13 protein-coding genes are annotated in these 19,318 nt (G+C 60.9%); 7 read left to right on the forward strand and 6 right to left on the reverse strand.

Going from position 1 to position 19,318, the window contains the following annotated elements; translation table 11 throughout:
• Positions 1–2 precede the first annotated feature (2 nt).
• Positions 3–293, reverse strand: a complete 291-nt coding sequence (locus EOE18_RS07590; protein ID WP_127707855.1) for a DUF1330 domain-containing protein — start codon at positions 291–293, stop codon at positions 3–5.
• 21 nt (positions 294–314) lie between these two features.
• Positions 315–1,289 (reverse strand): alpha/beta fold hydrolase, encoded by a 975-nt coding sequence (locus tag EOE18_RS07595; RefSeq protein WP_127707857.1) that lies wholly within the window; start codon positions 1,287–1,289, stop codon positions 315–317.
• A 270-nt stretch (positions 1,290–1,559) separates the two neighbouring features.
• Between EOE18_RS07595 and katG the strand changes: the two genes are divergently transcribed.
• Both katG and EOE18_RS07605 read left to right on the forward strand, forming a co-directional pair.
• A complete protein-coding gene (katG, locus tag EOE18_RS07600) occupies positions 1,560–3,725 on the forward strand; it encodes a catalase/peroxidase HPI (protein WP_127707859.1) in 2,166 nt (721 codons plus the stop codon).
• 146 nt (positions 3,726–3,871) lie between these two features.
• Positions 3,872–5,335, forward strand: a complete 1,464-nt coding sequence (locus tag EOE18_RS07605; protein ID WP_127707861.1) for a carboxylesterase/lipase family protein — start codon at positions 3,872–3,874, stop codon at positions 5,333–5,335.
• Between the two features lie 5 nt (positions 5,336–5,340).
• On the opposite strand, the gene EOE18_RS07610 is transcribed toward EOE18_RS07605, so the two are convergent.
• Positions 5,341–6,585: an MFS transporter gene (locus EOE18_RS07610; protein WP_220445984.1), complete on the reverse strand. Its 1,245-nt coding sequence runs from the start codon at positions 6,583–6,585 to the stop codon at positions 5,341–5,343.
• A 180-nt stretch (positions 6,586–6,765) separates the two neighbouring features.
• Complete coding sequence (locus EOE18_RS07615; protein ID WP_164852695.1) at positions 6,766–9,153, reverse strand: TonB-dependent receptor; 2,388 nt, start codon at positions 9,151–9,153, stop codon at positions 6,766–6,768.
• A gap of 248 nt (positions 9,154–9,401) precedes the next feature.
• Here EOE18_RS07615 and EOE18_RS07620 point away from each other — a divergent pair, with 248 nt between their 5' ends.
• The 4 genes from EOE18_RS07620 to EOE18_RS07635 are packed head-to-tail and all read left to right on the forward strand — an operon-like array spanning position 9,402 to position 15,927.
• Positions 9,402–11,093, forward strand: a complete 1,692-nt coding sequence (locus tag EOE18_RS07620; protein ID WP_246027316.1) for an arylsulfatase — start codon at positions 9,402–9,404, stop codon at positions 11,091–11,093.
• A complete protein-coding gene (locus EOE18_RS07625) occupies positions 11,090–12,496 on the forward strand; it encodes a sulfatase family protein (RefSeq protein WP_127707867.1) in 1,407 nt (468 codons plus the stop codon). The genes EOE18_RS07620 and EOE18_RS07625 overlap by 4 nt, the downstream gene beginning before the upstream one ends.
• Positions 12,493–14,004 carry a sulfatase family protein gene (locus EOE18_RS07630; protein ID WP_246027317.1) on the forward strand — a complete coding sequence of 504 codons (1,512 nt, stop codon included), beginning with the start codon at positions 12,493–12,495 and terminating at the stop codon, positions 14,002–14,004. The genes EOE18_RS07625 and EOE18_RS07630 overlap by 4 nt, the downstream gene beginning before the upstream one ends.
• A gap of 39 nt (positions 14,005–14,043) precedes the next feature.
• The gene (locus EOE18_RS07635) at positions 14,044–15,927 is read left to right on the forward strand and encodes a sulfatase-like hydrolase/transferase (RefSeq protein WP_127707869.1); all 1,884 of its coding nucleotides are present in this window, start codon (positions 14,044–14,046) and stop codon (positions 15,925–15,927) included.
• Here EOE18_RS07635 and EOE18_RS07640 read toward each other — a convergent pair.
• Complete coding sequence (locus EOE18_RS07640; RefSeq protein ID WP_127707871.1) at positions 15,924–16,934, reverse strand: LacI family DNA-binding transcriptional regulator; 1,011 nt, start codon at positions 16,932–16,934, stop codon at positions 15,924–15,926. The genes EOE18_RS07635 and EOE18_RS07640 overlap by 4 nt on opposite strands.
• Before the next feature lie 214 nt (positions 16,935–17,148).
• Between EOE18_RS07640 and EOE18_RS07645 the strand changes: the two genes are divergently transcribed.
• Entirely contained in the window at positions 17,149–18,555 is a 1,407-nt protein-coding gene (locus tag EOE18_RS07645; RefSeq protein WP_127707873.1) for an MFS transporter, read from the forward strand.
• A 2-nt stretch (positions 18,556–18,557) separates the two neighbouring features.
• Here EOE18_RS07645 and EOE18_RS07650 read toward each other — a convergent pair whose 3' ends face one another.
• Positions 18,558–19,202: a TetR/AcrR family transcriptional regulator gene (locus EOE18_RS07650; protein ID WP_127707874.1), complete on the reverse strand. Its 645-nt coding sequence runs from the start codon at positions 19,200–19,202 to the stop codon at positions 18,558–18,560.
• Positions 19,203–19,318: the final 116 nt, after the last annotated feature.

Below are 19,318 nucleotides of genomic sequence, written 5' to 3' on the forward strand. Positions count from 1 at the left end.
GCTCAATCGCCGATCAATGTGACGGAAATATCGGCCAGCCCTTCGCGCGCCTTTTTGAGCGCGGTATATTCAGGCGAGTTCCAGAAACGCAGCGCCGTCTCGCGGTCGGGCCATTGGGTGACCACCACCGATGCGCCCTCATTGCCCTCGCCCTCCAATTGGGTGGCGCTCGGCCCGCGCAGCACATAGGTGCCGCCATATTCAGCTGTCAACTTGGCGGCGGCTCCGGCGTAATTCTGGACAAAAGCCTCGCGGTCATGGACGCGGGCGGTAACGACAAACCATGCAGGCATGGGGGAATACCTTTCGAGCAATCAAGGATGTTGGGGAAAGACGCGGCCAAGGAACTGGTCGAGATCGCGCCCTGTTTCGTCGGGCAATTCCAGCATAGGATAATGGCCGACATCGGGATAATGCAGCAGGGTGACCGGCGCATTGGCAAATTGCTTCACCGCCTTGTCCGCCAGATAGGTGGGCAGCACGATATCGCGGTCGCCCCATTGCAACAGGATGGGCACTTTCACCTGCGCGGCTTCCGTGCCTGCGCCCTTCTTCCACAGCGACTTTTTATTGGCCTGATAATAGGCGCGGACGCGGGCAAAGCCGCCGTCCAGATTGTTGGTGTCATAATACCAATCCACCGTTTCCGGCTTCAAGCGCGCCGGCACGCCGTAAAGCGAGGCCAAGGTCCAGCGGTAGAAGAATTTGGGGTAATAATTGGGCACGACATTTTCATGCAGCCAGATGGTTGCGGTTTCGGCGGCCGAAACATGGGTGGGTGGCGGCGCCTCAAGCGGCAAGGTGGACAGCGCCAGCGCCGCCACCTTGTCGGGATGGGCGGCGGTGTAGAGCACCGAAAGCGTCGCCCCACTGGAGGAACCGACAATGGCGAAACGCTCCAGATGCTCCTGTTCGACAAAGGCCTCGATCAGCTGCATCACGCCCGAAAGGCCGGTGGATGGGCGCGGATCACGGCTGAGTCCATAGGGCGGCCAATCAAGCCGGATCACGCGGTAATGGGTTTTCAGCCGATCGGCCCATGCGTCCCAAATGCGTAGGTTGGACATGGAGGAATGGAGCATCAGCACCACCGGCCCCTTGCCTTCATCGCGCACATGCAGCGTGACGCCATTGACCACTACAAAGCGTGACGGCGCGCCGCCCCATCGGGCCTGCACCTCATCATGGGAAGGGTTGAACGCCCCTGCCCGCATCAGCCCCAAGGCCAAGCCAGCGCTCATAACCAGCACCAGCAGGAGCGCAACGCCCCGCTTCAGGATCTTTGCCATAGCCCTGTCTTTCTCGCCAAATATATCTTTATGGGGCGCAGCCTATGCGCCCTCCAACTGCGGGCGAGAATGTTTCAACCTATGGCCGATAGGCGGATAGGGGCGGGAACCATGCAGGGCTTGCACGCGTTGGACAGGGGGAAGAATCCTGAGCCGGTCTGATGTTTCAATAATCGACCTATACGATTATTGAAACATCGACTTAAGATTGAATCGATCAGGCGCATTCCTGCACATTGGTGGCAAGAACAGAGCAGAAAAGGACCCGCCATGACTCAACCCGCGCAATGCCCCTTCCACAAAGGTGCCAGCAAGACCACTGTGGCCTTGACCGAGAAGAACAGCCAGTGGTGGCCCGGCCGCCTCGATCTGAAGATCCTGAACAAGAATGCGCCGCAGATCAGCCCGACCGGCTCCAGCTTCGATTATGCCGCCGCTTTCGGGCAACTCGATCTGGCCGCCGTCAAGGCCGATATCGTGGCGCTGATGCATGACAGTCAGGACTGGTGGCCCGCCGATTTCGGCCATTATGGCGGGTTGTTCATCCGCATGGCATGGCATAGCGCAGGCACCTATCGCATCAGCGACGGGCGCGGAGGCGCGGGCAGCGGGCAACAGCGCTTTGCCCCGCTCAATTCCTGGCCCGACAATGTCAATCTGGACAAGGCCCGCCGCCTGCTCTGGCCGATCAAGGCCAAATATGGCCAGTCGCTCAGCTGGGCAGACCTGATCGTGCTGGCAGGCACCGTCGCGCTGGAAGACATGGGCCTGCCCGTGGTCGGCTTTGCCGGTGGCCGCGAGGATGCATGGGAGGCCGAGGACGATGTCTATTGGGGCGCGGAGGCCGAATGGCTGGATGACAAGGCTCGTTACAGCGGCGAGCGTGATCTGGAAGACCCTTTGGCCGCGGTGCAAATGGGCCTCATCTATGTGAACCCCGAAGGACCGGGCGGCAATGGCGATCCGGTGGCCAGCGCGCGCGACATTCGCGAAACTTTCGCCCGCATGGCGATGAACGATTATGAAACGGTGGCGCTCATCGCCGGTGGCCACACTTTCGGCAAAACCCATGGCGCGGTGGCGGCGGATAATCTGGGCCCCGAACCCGAAGCAGCGCCCTTGGAAGCGCAAGGGCTGGGCTGGATCAACCACGCAGGCGCGTCGAGCGGTGCCCATGCCACCACCAGCGGACTGGAAGTAACGTGGAGCCAGACGCCGACCCAATGGAGCAACCACTATTTCGAAAACCTGTTCGGCTATGATTGGGAAATGACCACCAGTCCCGCTGGCGCGCATCAGTGGCGGCCGGTGGGCGGGGCCGGTGCTGGTACTGTGCCCGATGCGCATGATCCGGCCAAGGCCCACGCGCCCGGCATGTTGACCAGCGACCTCGCGCTGCGTTTCGATCCGGCCTATGAAAAGATCAGCCGCCATTTCCTCGCCAACCCCGATGAACTGGCCACAGCCTTTGCCGAGGCGTGGTACAAGTTGACCCACCGCGATATGGGGCCGCCTGCGCGCTTCCTCGGTCCCGATGTGCCCGCGCAGCCGCGCATCTGGCAGGACCCCGTGCCCGCAGTGGATCATCCGCTGATCGACGAAGCCGAGGCGCGCACGCTCAAGGAGCAGATCCTTGCCAGCGGTCTGTCGGTCAGCCGTCTGGTCAAAACCGCATGGGCCTCGGCGGCGACCTATCGCCATTCCGACAAGCGTGGCGGCACCAATGGCGCCCGCCTTGCCCTTGCTCCGCAAAAGGACTGGGCGGTGAACGAGCCGGATGAATTGGCCAAGGCGCTGGAGGTGCTGAAGGGCATCAAAGCCGGTTTCGATGCCAAGGGTGCGAAAAAGGTCAGCCTTGCCGATCTGATCGTGCTGGCGGGCAACGCCGGTGTGGAGGCCGCCGCCAAGGCTGCCGGTTACGACATCGCCGTGCCGTTCACGGCGGGGCGCACCGATGCCACGGTTGATCAGACCGATGCCGACAGCTTTGCCGTACTGGAACCGCGCGTCGATGGTTTCCGCAATTACATCGGCGTCAAAACCACCCGCACGCCCGAGGAGCTGCTGGTGGACAAGGCCAATCTGCTCACCTTGAGCGTGCCGGAAATGAGCGTGCTGGTGGCGGGCCTGCGCGTGCTGGGCGCCAATGTCGGAGACAGCAAGGCAGGCATGTTCACCCATAGGGTCGGCACGCTCAGCAATGACTTCTTCGTCAACCTGCTGGCCACCGGAACCACGGGCGTGTGGCAGGGCAAGGATGGGCATTACAGCACCAGCGATGACCAGTGGGAAGGCAGCCGCGTGGATCTGTTGTTCGGATCGAATGCGCAATTGCGTGCGATTGCCGAACATTATGGCGCGGCAGATGGTGAAAAGCCCTTCGTCACCGCCTTTGCGGCTGCATGGGCCAAGGTGATGGATCTGGGCCGGTTCTGAACCACAGGGGAGTAGGGGGAGCGCCACCCCTACTCTCCTGACCAAAAAGCCAAACATTCCGCATTTTGGATTGACCAATAGCCCCATCATGGGCAGCTTGCTCCGGCAGACAGACGATGAATCTGTCACACCAAAACCGGAGAGCCATGACCGTGAAAGCCGCGACCACATCGACCACGACAGGCCTCGCCTGCGCCATCAGCGCGCTATGCGTGGCATCCCCTGCCTTGGCACAGCGCCCGCAGGTCACGATTGCGCAAGGGAGTCTGTCCGGCGTCGAGGCCGATGGCGTAGAGGCCTTCAAGGGCATTCCCTTTGCCGCCCCACCGGTGGGCGCGTTGCGCTGGCGGGCGCCACAACCTGCTCCGGCATGGCAAGGCCTGCGCGATGCTAGCGACTATGGCCATGATTGCGTGCAGAATTACACGGGCTTTCAACCCAAAGGCTCCGAACCTGCCGAGGACTGCCTCTATCTCAACATCTGGCGCCCGCATGGGGTGAAACAGAAATTGCCGGTCCTTGTCTGGATCTACGGCGGCGGCTTCGTCAATGGTTCGGCCTCACGCCCCATTTACCAAGGGCACCGCTTGGCCAGTCGCAACATTCTGGTGGTCAACCTCAATTATCGTCTGGGCCGCTTTGGCACCTTTGCCCATCCCGCGCTGACCAAGGCCGATGAGGATCAAGGCAAGCTGGGCAATTACGGCTATCTAGACCAGATCGCGGCGCTGCAATGGGTCCAACGCAATATTGCCGCCTTTGGTGGTGATCCGGCCAATGTCACCATCTTTGGCGAGAGTGCGGGCGGGATGTCGGTCCACAACCTGCTGACCTCGCCTTTGGCCAAGGGGCTATTCAAACGGGCGGCGATTGCCTCTGGCGGGGATGGGCATTTCATCGGCACGCCCACGCTGGCCGCGGCCGAAGCGATCGGGGTGGATTTTGGCCAATCCCAGAATATTGCCGGAGATGATCCGCAAGCTCTGGCCAAATTGCGCGCCCTGCCCGCCGATGCCTTGCGCGGCGACATCAAGCTGGGCAGCGTTCTGGCCAACGGCAAGCGCAGTTTCAGCAGCCCCTTCCCCGATGGCAAGATCACGGTGGACACTTTGCCGGCCTATACATCGGGCCAATTCCGGCATGTGCCGGTGATGATCGGCGCGACCAGCGGCGATATGGGCGGGCCAAGTGGCATGATGATCAAGGGCGCAAGGGATCTGGCGGCGCTGCTATCCTCCTCGGACGTGCCGACCTATTATTACCGTTTTTCCTATGTCGCCGATGCCGCCCCAACCGGCAAACAGGCTGGCGCGATCCATGCCGATGACCTGCCTTATTATTTCGACACCGCCGACATCAAATATGACAAGGACACCAAGCCTGCCGACCGGAAAATGGGCCTGATCACCAGCAGCTATCTGGTCCATTTCGTCAAGACCGGCAATCCGAATGGCGCTGGCCTGCCCAAATGGCCGCGTTATCAGGGCAAGGGCGGGATGATGATGGACCTGTCAGCTTCGGGCCGCGCCGAAGCGAAACGAGAGCCAATATCGGCTCAAGAACCAGCGCCCGCCGCCAAATCCGCGCCGATCTCGCCCTCGGCCAGTTAACGCCTTTATGCGCTGGCGGTTTTACTCGATTGCCGCCAGCGCAACAAAGCCACCGCCAGCGCGGCCAGCAACATGGGCATTATCGCCGCCTTGATCACCGCCATGCCCTGCCAGCCTAGCTTGAGCAAAGCGCCGCCTAGCAAGGGACCGATGATCGACCCGATCCGCCCCACGCCCAAGGCCCAACCCACACCGGTCGACTTGACCGAGGCGGGATAGAACGAAGCGGTGACCGCATTCATCGCAATCTGCCCGCCGACCACCACCGCCCCGACATAGGCAGAAGCCGCCAACAACACCGGCACATTCTGCCCGCCCATGCCCATCACCATCAGGCCAACCGCCCCCGAAACATAGGCCATGGCCAACAAGCGCAAGGGATCAAAACGCGCGATCAGATAGGAGAGCGCCAAAGCTCCGAAAATGCCGCCCAGATTGAGGATAGCCGCAGACAAAGTGGCCAGCGAAAGCGAGGAACCAACCAGACTGAGCAAAGATGGCATCCAGTTGACCAGAAAATACATCACCAGCAAATTGCAGAAAAAGGCCATCCACAGCAGCAATGTGGGGACCAAGCGGCCCTCGGCAAAAATCTGGCCCACAGCAGCAGAGGCGACCGCCTCACCCTTGCCCTTTTGCCGCGCGGCGGGCAGGCCCAGCCACAAGACGGGCAACAACACCAGAGGTAAGCCGCCGCCCAGATAGAACACACCCTGCCAACCGCCCCAAGCCACCACTGGCGCAGTCACCAGTCCGCCTATCGTCGCGCCAAGCGGAAAGCCGCAGAACATGACCATCACCAACACATGGCGCAGGCGGGCCGAGGCATAATCATTGGTCAGCGAAATGAGATTGGGCAGCACGCCGCCCAGTCCCAGCCCTGTCACCACCCGCCAAAGGGTCAGTTGCCCGATATTCTGCGCCAAGGTCGTGCCCAAAGAGCATAGCGCGAATAGGGCGACGCAGAGCAGGATCACCGGTTTCCGCCCGAAACGGTCCGCCAAAGGGCCGAACAGAAACGCGCCCAGAGCCAGACCTACCAGACCCGACGAAAACACCGGCCCCAACAAGGCCGGTGCAATCCCCCACTGGCCCGAAATCACCGGCGCGACAAAGGCAATGGCCTGCGTGTCCAACCCGTCGCAAAAAGCGACCAAGGCACAAAGCAGCATGACGCGCATTTGCAGGGCCAGACTGGCCGGGGCTTCAGAATGCTGGTCGGCACTGGAACCGGTGATGGACATGGCCATCTTTATCTCTCTCCTCCCCCGAAACGGGCTATTTAATTTTGTTTAAAACCACTGTGTCGCCAGCGGCCCCGCAATGCAAGCCTTGACCTCACGCTTTGACCTTTGCGCCCACAGGTTTTGCGCCATCACCAAAGAAAAAGGGGAGCCCAAGCCCCCCTTTCCCCGTCCCTGATCCGTCGATCAGAATTTGTAGCCAAGCGTTGCCCCGAAATAGCGGAAGGCGCCCTTGGGCAAGAAACCGGTCCGGTTGGTGGGGGTGACCGCCTGCGTGGTGAACAGGCCCGGCGTGCCCATCGCCGTGTAATAACGCTGGTTGGTAAGGTTTTTCACAAAGAGCGAGAAGGACAGCCCCTTCTCCTCGGCCCGCATGCCCAGCGTACCATCGACGGTGGTATAGGCCTTCTGCCATTGCAGCGGGTCCTGTTCCAACGCGAAATTGATCGCGCTTTGATAGGCCACATTCACGTCGGCAAAGGCAATACGACCCGCCAAGGGATGTTCGAAACGCGGGTTTACCCCCAGACGCCATGTCGGAGTATTGGGCAAAATGCCGCCCTGAATATTCTGCGCCGCGCCCGATACCAGCGTGGTGCCGGTGCGATAGCGGAAGCAGGTGTTATAGGGCGCCGCCGTACCGGTGGTCACCGCCACATAGGCCGCCTGATTTTGCAGCGGACAGCCAATGCCATCGGCATCAAACCGCGTTTTGACATAGCTGCCCGACATGGCCACACTCAGGCCATCGACCGGACGCAGGGTCAGTTCCACCTCGACACCCTTGGTTTCGGAGGCGCCGGCATTGGTCGTCACGAAAGTGAACGTGTTGGTCGACGGGTCCGAACGATTGGCCTGCACCTGCAGGTTCTTGTACTTGGCCAGGAACAGAGCGACCGCAATGCTCACCTTGCGATCAGCCGTGTTGCCCTTGAAGCCCAGTTCGAAAGCATTGACCGTTTCGGGCTGGACAACGGGGTTGTTGTTGAAAGTCTGGGTAAATTCGGTACCCAGCGACTGCCCCTTATAACCGCGCGTATAGGAGGTGTAGACCTGCGCACGGCGGCTGAATTCATATTGCAGACCCATCTTGCCGGTCAACACATCATCCGATGCCGCCGTATAGCCTTCGGTCAAAGGATAGCCGCTTTGCAGGATGGTGTCGCCCGCGAAAGGTGCAGTCGTGTCCTGCTTGCCCCAGACCGAAATGCTTTCATGCTGCCAACGCACCCCGCCCAAGGCCTTCAGGCCGGAGAGGATATTATAGTCAAACTGGGCAAAACCGGCGATCTGGCTTTGGCGCAAATGGGCGCGGTGGTGGCCCGAAAAACCCGCCAGATTAATCGAGGGGCAAACTGCCCCCAAAGTCAGCCCCGTCGCGGTGCAATTGACAAAGCGGCGGGTGAATTCACGGTCCAGCGTGGTATCGGCAAAAAAGCCGCCGATGGTGTAATTCAGCTTCTGCTTGCCCGAGTTGGACAGGCGCAATTCCTGCGTAAAGCCGCCCAGAGTGAAAGGGCCGCCATTCACGTCATATTGGGCAACCGCATTGGTGCCGGTATAGATCGGCACGGCGGTGTTGATCCCGTCAACGTCCACCGTATTGTCAAAGCTGTAATGCTGCCATGCGGTGACCGAGGTGATCGTGGCGAAATCCAGATCATATTTGGCCTCCAGCGAATAGGTCTGCTGCGAGGTGCGCGAGGTGTTATCACCATTCGAACTGACCTGGGCATTGTTGGGGCCGGGCACCACGGGCGATGCCAGCGCAGTCAGATTGGCATTGTCCGAACGGATCAGCACCGACTGGCAGCAGAAGGCGTTGTTTTTGGAATAATCCACCGTGGCCAGAACATTGAAACGGCCAAGATCCAGTTCCATCTTGCCGCGCAGGCCAAAGGATTCATAGCCATTGGTTTTGCGGCGCAGGGTCACATTGTAAATGTAGCCCTCGTCCTTGTTGTAAAAGCCCGAGACACGCATGCCCAGCTTGTCGCTCAACGGACCCGAAACCGTGCCATTGAGGTGGTATTCGCCCTTTTCGGCAATGGTGGCATTGACCTTGCCCGACAGGCTCTTGCTGGGGCGGGCGGTGACAATGTTGATCACCCCGCCGGTGGCATTCTTGCCAAACAAAGTGCCTTGGGGTCCGCGCAGCACTTCGATCCGTTCAATATCGGCCAGATCCGAAAAACCCTGCGCCTGACGCGCCATCACCACGCCATCCAGCACCGTGGAAACCGAGCTTTCGGTGCCCTGACCGAAAACAGCGGTGCCGATGCCGCGAATACGGAAGCTGGAGTTGGAGGGGTTGTTGCCCTGTTGATAGGATAAGGTTGGCGAAATCTGGGTCAGGCTTTTGGTATCGGTGATACCGCGCGTGGCCAGCGTTTCACCGGCCACAGCGGTCACGGCCAAAGGCACATCCTGCAAACGTTCCGCGCGCTTTTGCGCCGTCACCACAATTTCACCGGGCGCGACTTCGGGCTTGTCCGCAGCCTGTTGTGCATAAAGCGGTTGGGCAAAAGCCAGCAAGGCGCCGCCAGCCAGCAGCGCGGCACAGCCACGTTTCATAGTCTCATCCCCCTTGTTGATTCTCGCCCACTTGTCGGGGCGGATGCCGGCCCTATGACAAAAAGCGTCAACGTTGTCACTACTAAATTGACAGCGCCGTCTGTCCTGTGCATTTTCGATCATGACAACGATAGCCTCTTACAGCTGATCGCAAAACGTAAAACCGCAGAATCCGGAGTGGATCGATGACAAAACCCGCCAAGCGAGGCGCGAATCGAGCAAGCCTATGCCTCGCCACAGGCCTTGGATTGAGTTTGGCCTGCGCCGCTCCCCTGCAGGCAAAAGACGCAGCCAAGCGGCCCAACATTGTGCTGATCGTGCTGGACGATGTCGGCTTTTCCGATCTTGGCCCGTTTGGCTCGGAAATCCGCACGCCCAATCTGGACGCTCTGGCCGCGCGCGGCCTGCGCTATAATCGCTTTGATACCAAAGCGGTCTGCACCCCCACGCGTGCAGCGCTGCTAACAGGGCGCAACCCGCAAACGGTGCGCATGGCCGACCTGCCCGCCACCAAGGTCGATCCCTCCGACGAAACCCGCGACAGGGGCGAAATGCCCGCCAATGCCCAAACCATCGCGCAAGTGCTGGGGCGGGCTGGCTATGCCACCGCCGGTTTCGGCAAATGGCATCTGGCGCCCGAGGATCAGGACGGCAGTGCAGGCCACAACAGTTCATGGCCGCTACAGCGCGGCTTTGACCAATTTTACGGCTTCTTTCTGGGTTGGACCGACCAATACCACCCCAAGCTGATCGAGGGGAACCGGCGCATCGCCGCGCCCGAAACGCCCGGATACCATTTCTCCCAAGACATCACCGACCACGCCATCGCCGCCTTGAAACCCGACAGCGCCAAGCCGCAATTCGTCTATCTGGCCTATGGCGCCGGACACGCCCCCATTCAGGTGCCCCGCCCCTATATTGACGCCTATGCCAACACCTATGCCAAGGGCTGGGACGCATTGCGCGAGGAAAGGCTGGCGCGGATGAAGGCGATGGGCATTGTGCCCGCCAACACCCAATTGCCCCCGCGCAATCCGGGCGACAAGGCATGGGCCGACCTCACCCCGACCGAGCAGCAGGTCTATGCCCGCTTCATGGCCACTTATGCCGGTTTCCTCACCCATACCGATGAACAGATTGGGCGCCTGATCGCCCATCTCAAAGCCACCGGCCAATATGACAACACCGTCATCATGGTGATGAGCGACAATGGCGCCGCCTCCGAAGCAGGACAGCGCGGCTCGTTCGAGCGGCTCTATGCGCCCAACAAGTTGAGCGCGGAACAGATGTTGGCGCGGATTGATGAATTGGGCAGCGACAAGACCCAGAGCGAATATCAGCGCCCTTGGGCCATGGCCGGAGTCACCCCGCTGCGGCGCTATAAATTATGGCCCTATCTGGGGGGCATCCGCACGCCATTGATCGTGTCATGGCCCAAAATGGTCAAGGATGGCGGCGCCATCCGTCATCAATATGTCGATGTGGTCGATGTCGCGCCCACTTTGGCGCAAATGGGCAAGACGCAATTTCCCAAGAGCCTGCACGGCCTTGCCGAGATGCCGGTCGCGGGGCGCTCGATCCTGCCCACCATCCTGTCGCCCAAGGCCCCTGCGGCGCGGTCGGTACAATATTTCGAATTGCGCGGCAATCGCGCGATCACCCAAGGCCCGTGGCGGGCAGTCGCGGTGCATAAACAAGGCAGCGATTTTGCCAAAGACCAATGGGCTTTGTTCAACACCGATCAGGACTTTTCCGAAAGCACCGATCTGGCCTCGCGCTATCCCGAAAGGCTGGAGGCGATGAAGGCCCTGTGGTGGGATCAGGCCCGCCGCTATTCCACCCCCGCCTTGGCCGAGGCGCCGGAACGCTTTCGCATGCGGGAAAAATTCGACGATTCCGCCGACCGCCCCAGTGCGAAGGTTGAGAGAGAAACGCCATGAAGCGCAAATTCTGCGCGGCGCTGGCCTCGCTCTCGGCGTTGATGATGCATCAAGGCCTTGCCGCCCAAAGCCTGCCCGCCGCAGCCCCGCCACAAGGGCAGCATACGGCCAGATCGGGCCAGCCCAATATCATCTTCATTCTGGCCGATGACATCGGGATAGAGGCTTTCAACGCCTATGGTGGGGAATATTACACCCCCAACATCGACCGTCTGGCCAAGGAAGGCGTGCGCTTCACGCAAGCTCATGCCACGCCGCTCTGCAGTCCGTCGCGCGTCCGGTTGATGACCGGCATGGAAAGCCACCGCAATTACGAGGCTTTTGGCTATCTGGCGCCCGGCCAATACACATTTGCCAATATGATGAAATCGGCAGGCTATGCCACCGGCATTGTCGGCAAATGGCAATTGATGGGCAATGGCTATGACGGGCGCGTGGGCATCACCCCGCAACAGGCCGGTTTTGATGAAAGCTATCTGTGGCAATTAAAGGCGCTGGACGCCAAGGGGTCGCGCTATTGGGGGCCAACCCGCGCCGACAATGGCCGCGCAAAAATCGCCGAGGAAGGCTTCGGGCCCGATGCCGACAGCCGCTATGCGCTGGATTTCATCAGCCGCCACAAGGACAAGCCCTTCTTTCTCTATTACCCGATGGTGCTGGTGCATAATCCTTTTGTGCCTACGCCGGACAATATGGGGGCACAGGGGGCCAAGACCCGATTTGCCGCCATGGTCACCTATATGGACAGGCTGGTCGGCGATGTGATGGACCGCTTGAAGGCCGAGGGGCTGGATGGCAATACGCTGGTGATCTTTTCCGGCGACAATGGCACCAATCGCCAGATCACCTCGACCCGCGCGGGCCATGACGTGCGCGGCGGCAAGGGCACGCCCACCCTGTCGGGCACCCATGTGCCGATGATCCTGCGCGCGCCCGGCCTGTTACCGGCCGGCAGCAGCCGCGAGGGCCTGTTTGACTTTGCCGACATCATGCCCACCATGGCCGAGGCCAGCGGTATAACAGCGCCCACAGGACTGGACGGGGTTAGCCAATGGGCGGTGGCCAAAGGCGAGAAACCCGCCGCGCGCAGCTGGATCTTTCAGCATTATGCCCCGCAATGGCAATTTGCTCCGTCCCGCTATGTGTTTGACGCCAGCTACAAGCTGTATGGTGATGGGCGCTTCATGGCGCTGGATGATATGTCGGGCCGCGAAACCGAAATCACCGCGCCCAAGGGCGATGCCGCCAAACACAAGGCCAACCTGCAAAGGGTGCTGGACAGCGTGAAGGATGGGCCGCTGAGCCCTGTCCGCTTCCCATGGTGCGCGGGGCAGCCGTCCAACGACCCTACCCGCCCCGCTATCGAGGCCGGCTGCAAAAGCTCGCCGCAAGGAGAAGAATGATGGCCCGCATCCCGCTTTGCGCCCTGCTGGCCACCGCCAGCCTGTTGCTCTATGCACCGGCCAGCGGCGCCCCCGCGCGGCCTGCCTCCAACGCCCGCCCCATGGCCAGCCCACCCGCCACCGCCACACCCCGAGCCAGCATGCCCCGAGCCAGCATGCCCAATGTGCTGGTCATTCTGGCCGATGATCTGGGCTGGCCGGATGTGTCGGCCTATGGCGGGCGGGATGTACCAACGCCCAATCTGGACCGTATTGCGGCGTCTGGTGCGGCCTTTTCCAGCGGCTATGTCACCGCCTCGGTCTGTGCAGTATCGCGCGCGGGCCTGTTGACCGGCCGCATGCCGATGCGCTTTGGCTTTACCTATAATATCAATGACGAGGGAGATGCAGGCGCAGGCCTTCCCGTCTCGGAAAAGACCATCGCCGAAAGGCTCAAGCCGCTAGGCTATCGCACCGGCGCCTTTGGCAAATGGCATGTGGGTTCAGAGGACCGGTTCTATCCCACCAATCGCGGCTTTGACGAATTTTTCGGATTTCTGGCGGGGGAGACGGTCTATGTCGATCCCAAAACCCCCGGCATCGTCACCACCCCGACCAAGGCGGATGCGGGCAAACCTCCGTTTGAACAGCGCCTGCGCAATGGGGTGGTGATCGAAGGGGCAGGCCGCCATCGGGTGGACAATTTCAACCGCTATCTCACCGACGAGATCACCGATCATGCGGTCGATTTCATTGACCGCTCGGCCAAGCAGAAACAGCCCTTCTTCTCTTATGTCGCCTATAATGCGCCCCATTGGCCCTTGCAGGTGCCCCAGGCGTGGTATGACCGCTTTGCCCACATTAAGGACCCCGTGCGCCGCACCTATGTGGCGATGATTGCCGCGATGGACGCAGGCGTGGGGCGCATTCTGGACAAGCTGGAACAGCGCGGCCTGCGTGAGAACACGATGGTGGTGTTCCTGTCTGACAATGGCTGTCCGGTGCAATTTGGTTTCTGCAACGAAGCCCATCCATGGGGCGCGGGCAAATTCACCTATCTGGAAGGCGGCGTGCGGGTGCCTTTCCTTTTCGCCTATCCACGCGGGATGAAGCCCAAAGGGGTGGTCGATCAATCGGTCTCCTCGCTCGACATCCTGCCGACCATCTTGAAAGCGGCCGCGCCCGAAAGCCCCCTGCCGCGCGAATTGGAAGGGCAGGACCTAATCGCCTCCGCCCAGAGTAAAGGCCCCGATCAGCGCTTGATGGTTTGGGGCCAGGCACCGGTCTATGCCGCCAAGCAAGGGCCGTGGCGGGTGTGGCGTTCGGATGATTGGGGCAGCCGCGCCTTGCACAATCTGGCGCAGGACCCCTGGGAAAAAACCGATATTTCCGCCGCCAATCGCCAGCACAGCGACAGGCTGAACGCCGCCATTGACCAATTTGCCCAGTCGCTGCCCCAACCCCTGTGGAAGCTGCATAGCACCCGCAAGGTGGTGATCGGCGGGCGCGAGACGGAATGGGTCTACTGATCCTTCCTTTGCCAGCATTCCAGACCAGCGAGACCTGCCATGTCCCATTACAACTTTACCCGTCGCCATCTTCTGGGCGCAGCCGCCACTCTGGCGGCAGGCGCAGCCCAGGGGGCGCTTGCCCAACCCTCTTCAGGCAAGCGCCCCAACATCCTGTGGATCGTGTCGGAAGACAATAACGCCTATATTGGCGCCTATGGCGACAAATTGGCCCATACGCCCACCATCGACGGATTGGCGCGCAAGGGCGTCTTGTTCCGCCATGTCTATTCCAACGCGCCGGTTTGCGCGCCGTCGCGCTTTGGCATTCTGACCGGCGTTTATCCCGAAAGCTGTGCGCCGGCCAACCATATGCGCGCCAATGCCCATTGGCCCGAAGCCTTCAAGACCTATCCGCAATTGTTGCGGGAGGCAGGCTATTTTTGCAGCAACAACACCAAGACGGATTACAATTGCGATGTTAAGCCCGAAGCCATCTGGGATGTGCAAGGGCCACAGGGCCATTGGCGCAAACGGCCCGCCAACCAGCCCTTCATGGCGGTGTTCAACTATGAAACCACCCATGAATCCCGTCTTTTCAAACCCACCGCAGGCCGCGTGACGCCCGACATGATCACGCTGCCCCCGTTCCTGCCGGATACGCCCGGCATCCGGCAAGACTATGCCAGCTATTACAACATGATGGAAAAGATGGACGGTCAATTGGCCGAACGGCTTGCCGAATTGGAAGCCGACGGTCTGGCCGAAGACACGATCATCTTCCACTATTCCGACAATGGCGGCATCCTGCCCCGATCCAAGCGCTATTGCTATGAGGAAGGGCTGGCCTGCGAGATGGTGGTCTATGCCCCGCCCAAATGGCGCCATCTGTTACCCGTTGCCCCGGGGCACGAGTTGACCAGTCCGGTATCCTTCATCGATCTGGCCCCCACCGTGCTGTCGCTGGCCGGTGTGGCGCAACCGGCGCAAATGGTCGGCAAACCTTTCCTTGGCCCCCGTGCCAGCGCCAAGACCTATGCCTTTTCCATGCGCAACCGCATGGATGAACGCTATGATTTCCAGCGCACCGTCACCGATGGGCGCTGGCGCTATATCCGCAATTACATGCCCCATCGGCCATGGGGACAGCATCAGGCCTTTGAGTGGTTGGCCAAAGGCTATCAGGACTGGGAAAGCGCGCATCGGGCCGGAACGCTCAATGCCGATCAGGACCGCTTCTTTCAGCCCAAGCCGTTCGAGGAACTGTATGACCTGCGGCAGGACCCGCATGAATTGCGCAATCTGGCCAAGGATGCCAGCGCCAAGCCACAATTGGCTCGGTTGAGCAAGGCGCTGGACGAGCATATGCTGGCCATCAACGACAATGGCTTTATCCCCGAAGCCTTGGCCGGTGAAGGCTATTTCGAGAGCCGCAACCGCGCGCTTTATCCCCTGCCGCAGGTGATGGAGTTGGCCCGTGCTGCGGTCAGCGGTTCGGCCAGCACCGCGCAATTGCTCGCGGGGCTGGACGCCAAACTGCCCGTGCTGCGCTATTGGGCGGCGATGGGCCTGTTGATCCACCGCCCTGCCGCCGCAAAACCTGCGTTGCAAAAGCTGCTGGCGCAGGAGACTTGCGACCAGATCCGCGTCCTTGTTGCCGAAACCCTGGTCCATCTGGGTGAGGTGGAGGAACCGGTCAAAATGCTCACCACATTGGCCGCACAGGATCGGGTGTGGCAGGTGCAATTGCAGGCTATCAACGGCCTGACCTTCATCGGCGAGGCAGCGCGCCCTGCCCTGCCGGTGGTGCAACAGGCCGCGTTGAGCGAGCAGGAATATGTCCGCAATGCCGCTCGCTATCTCAGCGCGGTGCTGGAAGGCCGCTACACCCCTTCCTTGCCGATCATGGACTTTGAACGCCTGATGCAACGCATGAAAGGTTAAAAAGGATAAGGCTCCAGACAATGCTGGCGGCTGCCGTCAGTGGAGCCACGGATGATCAGTTGATAGGAAAAGGGCTGTGGCTGGAACGCGGGATTGATCGCCGCCTCCACCGCAGCCCTTGCAATATCGGGCACAGGTTGATGCACAGTGGTCAGCGGCGGGAACACCATGCGCGCGATCGGGGAATCGTCAAAACCGGCCACCGCCAGATCATCGGGCACGCGATAGCCCAGTCGTGCAGCCTCGGCCAAAACGCCCGCGGCCATTTCATCGCCCGTGGCGAAAATGGCGGTGGGCCGGTCGGGAAGGGCCATCAGGCTGGTGGTCGCCTGTACGCCTGCGGCAAAGCTGAAATCGCCGCGCAGCACCAGATCGGGATCAAAGGCGATGCCCGCCTCGTCCAACGCCTTGCAATAGGCCTCCAGACGCGCTTCGGAGGCGCGGCGCGGCAAAGGCGGGGCGATAATCCCGATCCTTTTATGTCCCAGACCCAACAAATGGCGCATGAGTTCAAGCGCGCAAGGTTCCTCGTTGACCGGTACGGTGAGGCCATAGCCCTCGGTCACCGCAGCCACGCGGACAACCGCGATTTTCTCCCGCTCGAAATGGTCCAGAATGCGCTGATCATTACAATAGGGCGGGGTCAGGATCACGCTATCTGGCCGCGCGGAAAAGCTGATGGCCACGGTGTCGGACGCGTTATGCTGTTTGTAATCCAGCGTGGCGGTAATCAGATTATAGCCCCGATCGCGGCAGGCCGAACCCATGGCGATCATCATGCGCGAAATATAGCTGATCCCCGAACCCAGCACCACCAAGCCGATCAGATAGCTGCGCTGTCCGGCCAGTTGCCGCGCGGCCAGCGTAGGCTTGTAGCCCAGATCCCTGATCGCCTGTTGCACCCTTTCGCGGGCCTCGGCGCCAACGCGCTTTTCGCCATTGACCACGCGGGACACGGTTTTGAACGAAACGCCCGCAGCCTTGGCCACATCCTTGATTGTTGCCACTGGTTAAACGTTCCCCGAACCTCTTGCGCGCCCATCTCTAGAACCAAAATCGCCCGCCGCAAATGCCCCTGATGCCTTTTCACCACGTTTTGCAAAAACATCGCCCATCGGATGGCCGCGACTGGCCAGTTCATCGCATCCTAGCTATGGGCAAGGCAGGCATAAGCCGGAGGGGGACCATCCAACGGCCACAAGGGACAGGAGGGGAGTGCAAGTGAGCGGACAGCTTCGCCTATCGCCCTACCTGCCGTTTGCCGCCCTGCTGCTGGCTAATTTCATGGAAGTGTTGAACCATATGTTCGTCAACATTTCCATGCCGGTGGTTTCGCGCCAATTGCATGCATCGGACACAATCACCCATTGGGTTTTCAGCTCCTATGCCCTTGGCTTTGCCTTGACGCTGGTGTTGACCGGATCGATGGCGGATCGGATCGGGCATCGCCGGATCTTCCTGACGGGGGCGGCCCTCTTTGTGCTGGCCTCGCTGGCCTGTGCCATGTCGGACCAGATTACGCCCTTCCTGCTGGCCCGCGTAGCGCAGGGTGCCGCTTTTGCCATGACCGCGCCGCAAGTGATGGGCCTGCTGCACATCCTCTACACGCCAGAGCAGCGGGTCAAGCTGCTGCCCGCTTTGGGCTTTGCCTCGGCCTCGGCGGGCACCTTCGGGCCGGTGGCCGCCGGTTTCCTGATCACCGCCAATTGGATGGATATGGGGTGGCGGACGGTGTTTCTAGGCTCTGCCTGCATCGGCTTGGTTAGCTTCCTGCTCGGCTTTTGGCTGCTGCCTCGCCACACGCAGGGGCAAACGGGCACGGCCATGCCCAAAGGGCGTTGGGGGTTGGCGCTGGTGGTGGCGCTGATCATGGCCCTGTTCGAATGGCTGGGCCGTGGCGAGCAAGGGTTTCAGCCATGGATGTTGGCGGCCCTTGCCCTGCCCGTTATTGCCGTCCTGCTGCTGCGCAAATGGCAAAGGGAACAGCGCGAGACCGAGGGACAGGCCATCGATCCGGACGCCAAAAGGCAATTGGTCACCGGCGCCATGCTGACCATTTGTTTCAGCGCCAGCAGCAACAGCCTGCTGATCATCGTCAACCATATCATGCAAACCACCTTGGGCCGATCGCCTTCACTGTCGGGTGCCATGTTGATCCCCTATGGGCTGGGCGTCTTCTTCTCGATCCTGTGCTTTGGCCGATATTTGTTGAAACCCAACGGGCGCTTTGTCCTTGCAACGGGAGCGTCACTGTTGATGATCGCCGCCCCCTTGATCATTTGGGCCAGCGCTCAGACGCAATTGCCGCTTTGGGCCTTGCTGCCGATTTTGGGGCTTGCCGGTGTGGGCGTGGGCATGACCTCGGGCTGCATCGGTCCGGCCAGTCTGGCCCGCATGCCAACAGCCTATGCCGGTACCGGTGCGGCCACCCTGCGATTGGGGCAACAGATAGGGCTGGCTTTTGGCGGGGCCATGATCATGCGCCCCTATTTCCATGCAGCGCAACTGCATGACACTATGCCCAGCCTGCCGCCCCATTTGATGACCATGTTGCTGGTGCTGGCCACGGCGGTAACATTGGCCCTGCATTTCCCCAAACCGTTGTTCCCCCGCCATCGGCAGGGTTGATTTCAATCCCCTTCGGCAATGGCCGTCTCTACCAGACGACTGAAAAAGCCGAAATCGATCTCGGCCTGCGAGGTGCGAAGGGCCGACGGGAAAAAGATCTCCGAGAAAAACACGCTGCGCAAGACAAGGCCGATATAGCGCGCCGCAGCGGCAGGGTCTTTGGCCCCCATCTGCGCCATGATCGGTTCCCAGCGGGTCTGGCGGGCCAACATCACGTTTTCCACCAAAGCCATCAATTCAGGATCGCGCCGCGCCATGATAAAGCATTCATAGCGGGCAAGCACCAAAGTGCCTTGCGACTGCGCGGCAACATAATGCCACAGATCCAGACAACATTGCGCCACGACATCGCGGGTTGCCTTGCCTCCGCACAGGCTCTCTATCCGGCTGACGATATCATCCAATTGCCGCGCGTCCTGCAGGAACACATGGCGGATGGCCATGGCCACCAGATCCTCGCGGCGGCGGTAATAGGCCGAAGTCGTGCCTTCGGGCAGGCCCAGATGCCGGTCCAATGCGCGATGGGTAAAGCCACGGCTGCCGTAAAGGCCCAGCACTTCTAGCGCGCCGCGCGCCAGTTCATCGCGGCGATTGCCCTTGGTCGGGCCTGTTTGCTCACGCGGGGCAGCTTCGGGCAGCGCATCCATCTTGGTCGTCCTTGCGTGGGACCGGCGCGCCGCAATGGGCATGCTGGCCTGCTCTGCCTTGCCTTGCCGCGTGCATGGCGCCTTGACAAGCCACCTTCACTTCTACATATGTAGTT

This window comes from Novosphingobium umbonatum, from assembly GCF_004005905.1.
In the GTDB taxonomy this organism is placed as follows: Bacteria; Pseudomonadota; Alphaproteobacteria; order Sphingomonadales; family Sphingomonadaceae; genus Novosphingobium; species Novosphingobium umbonatum.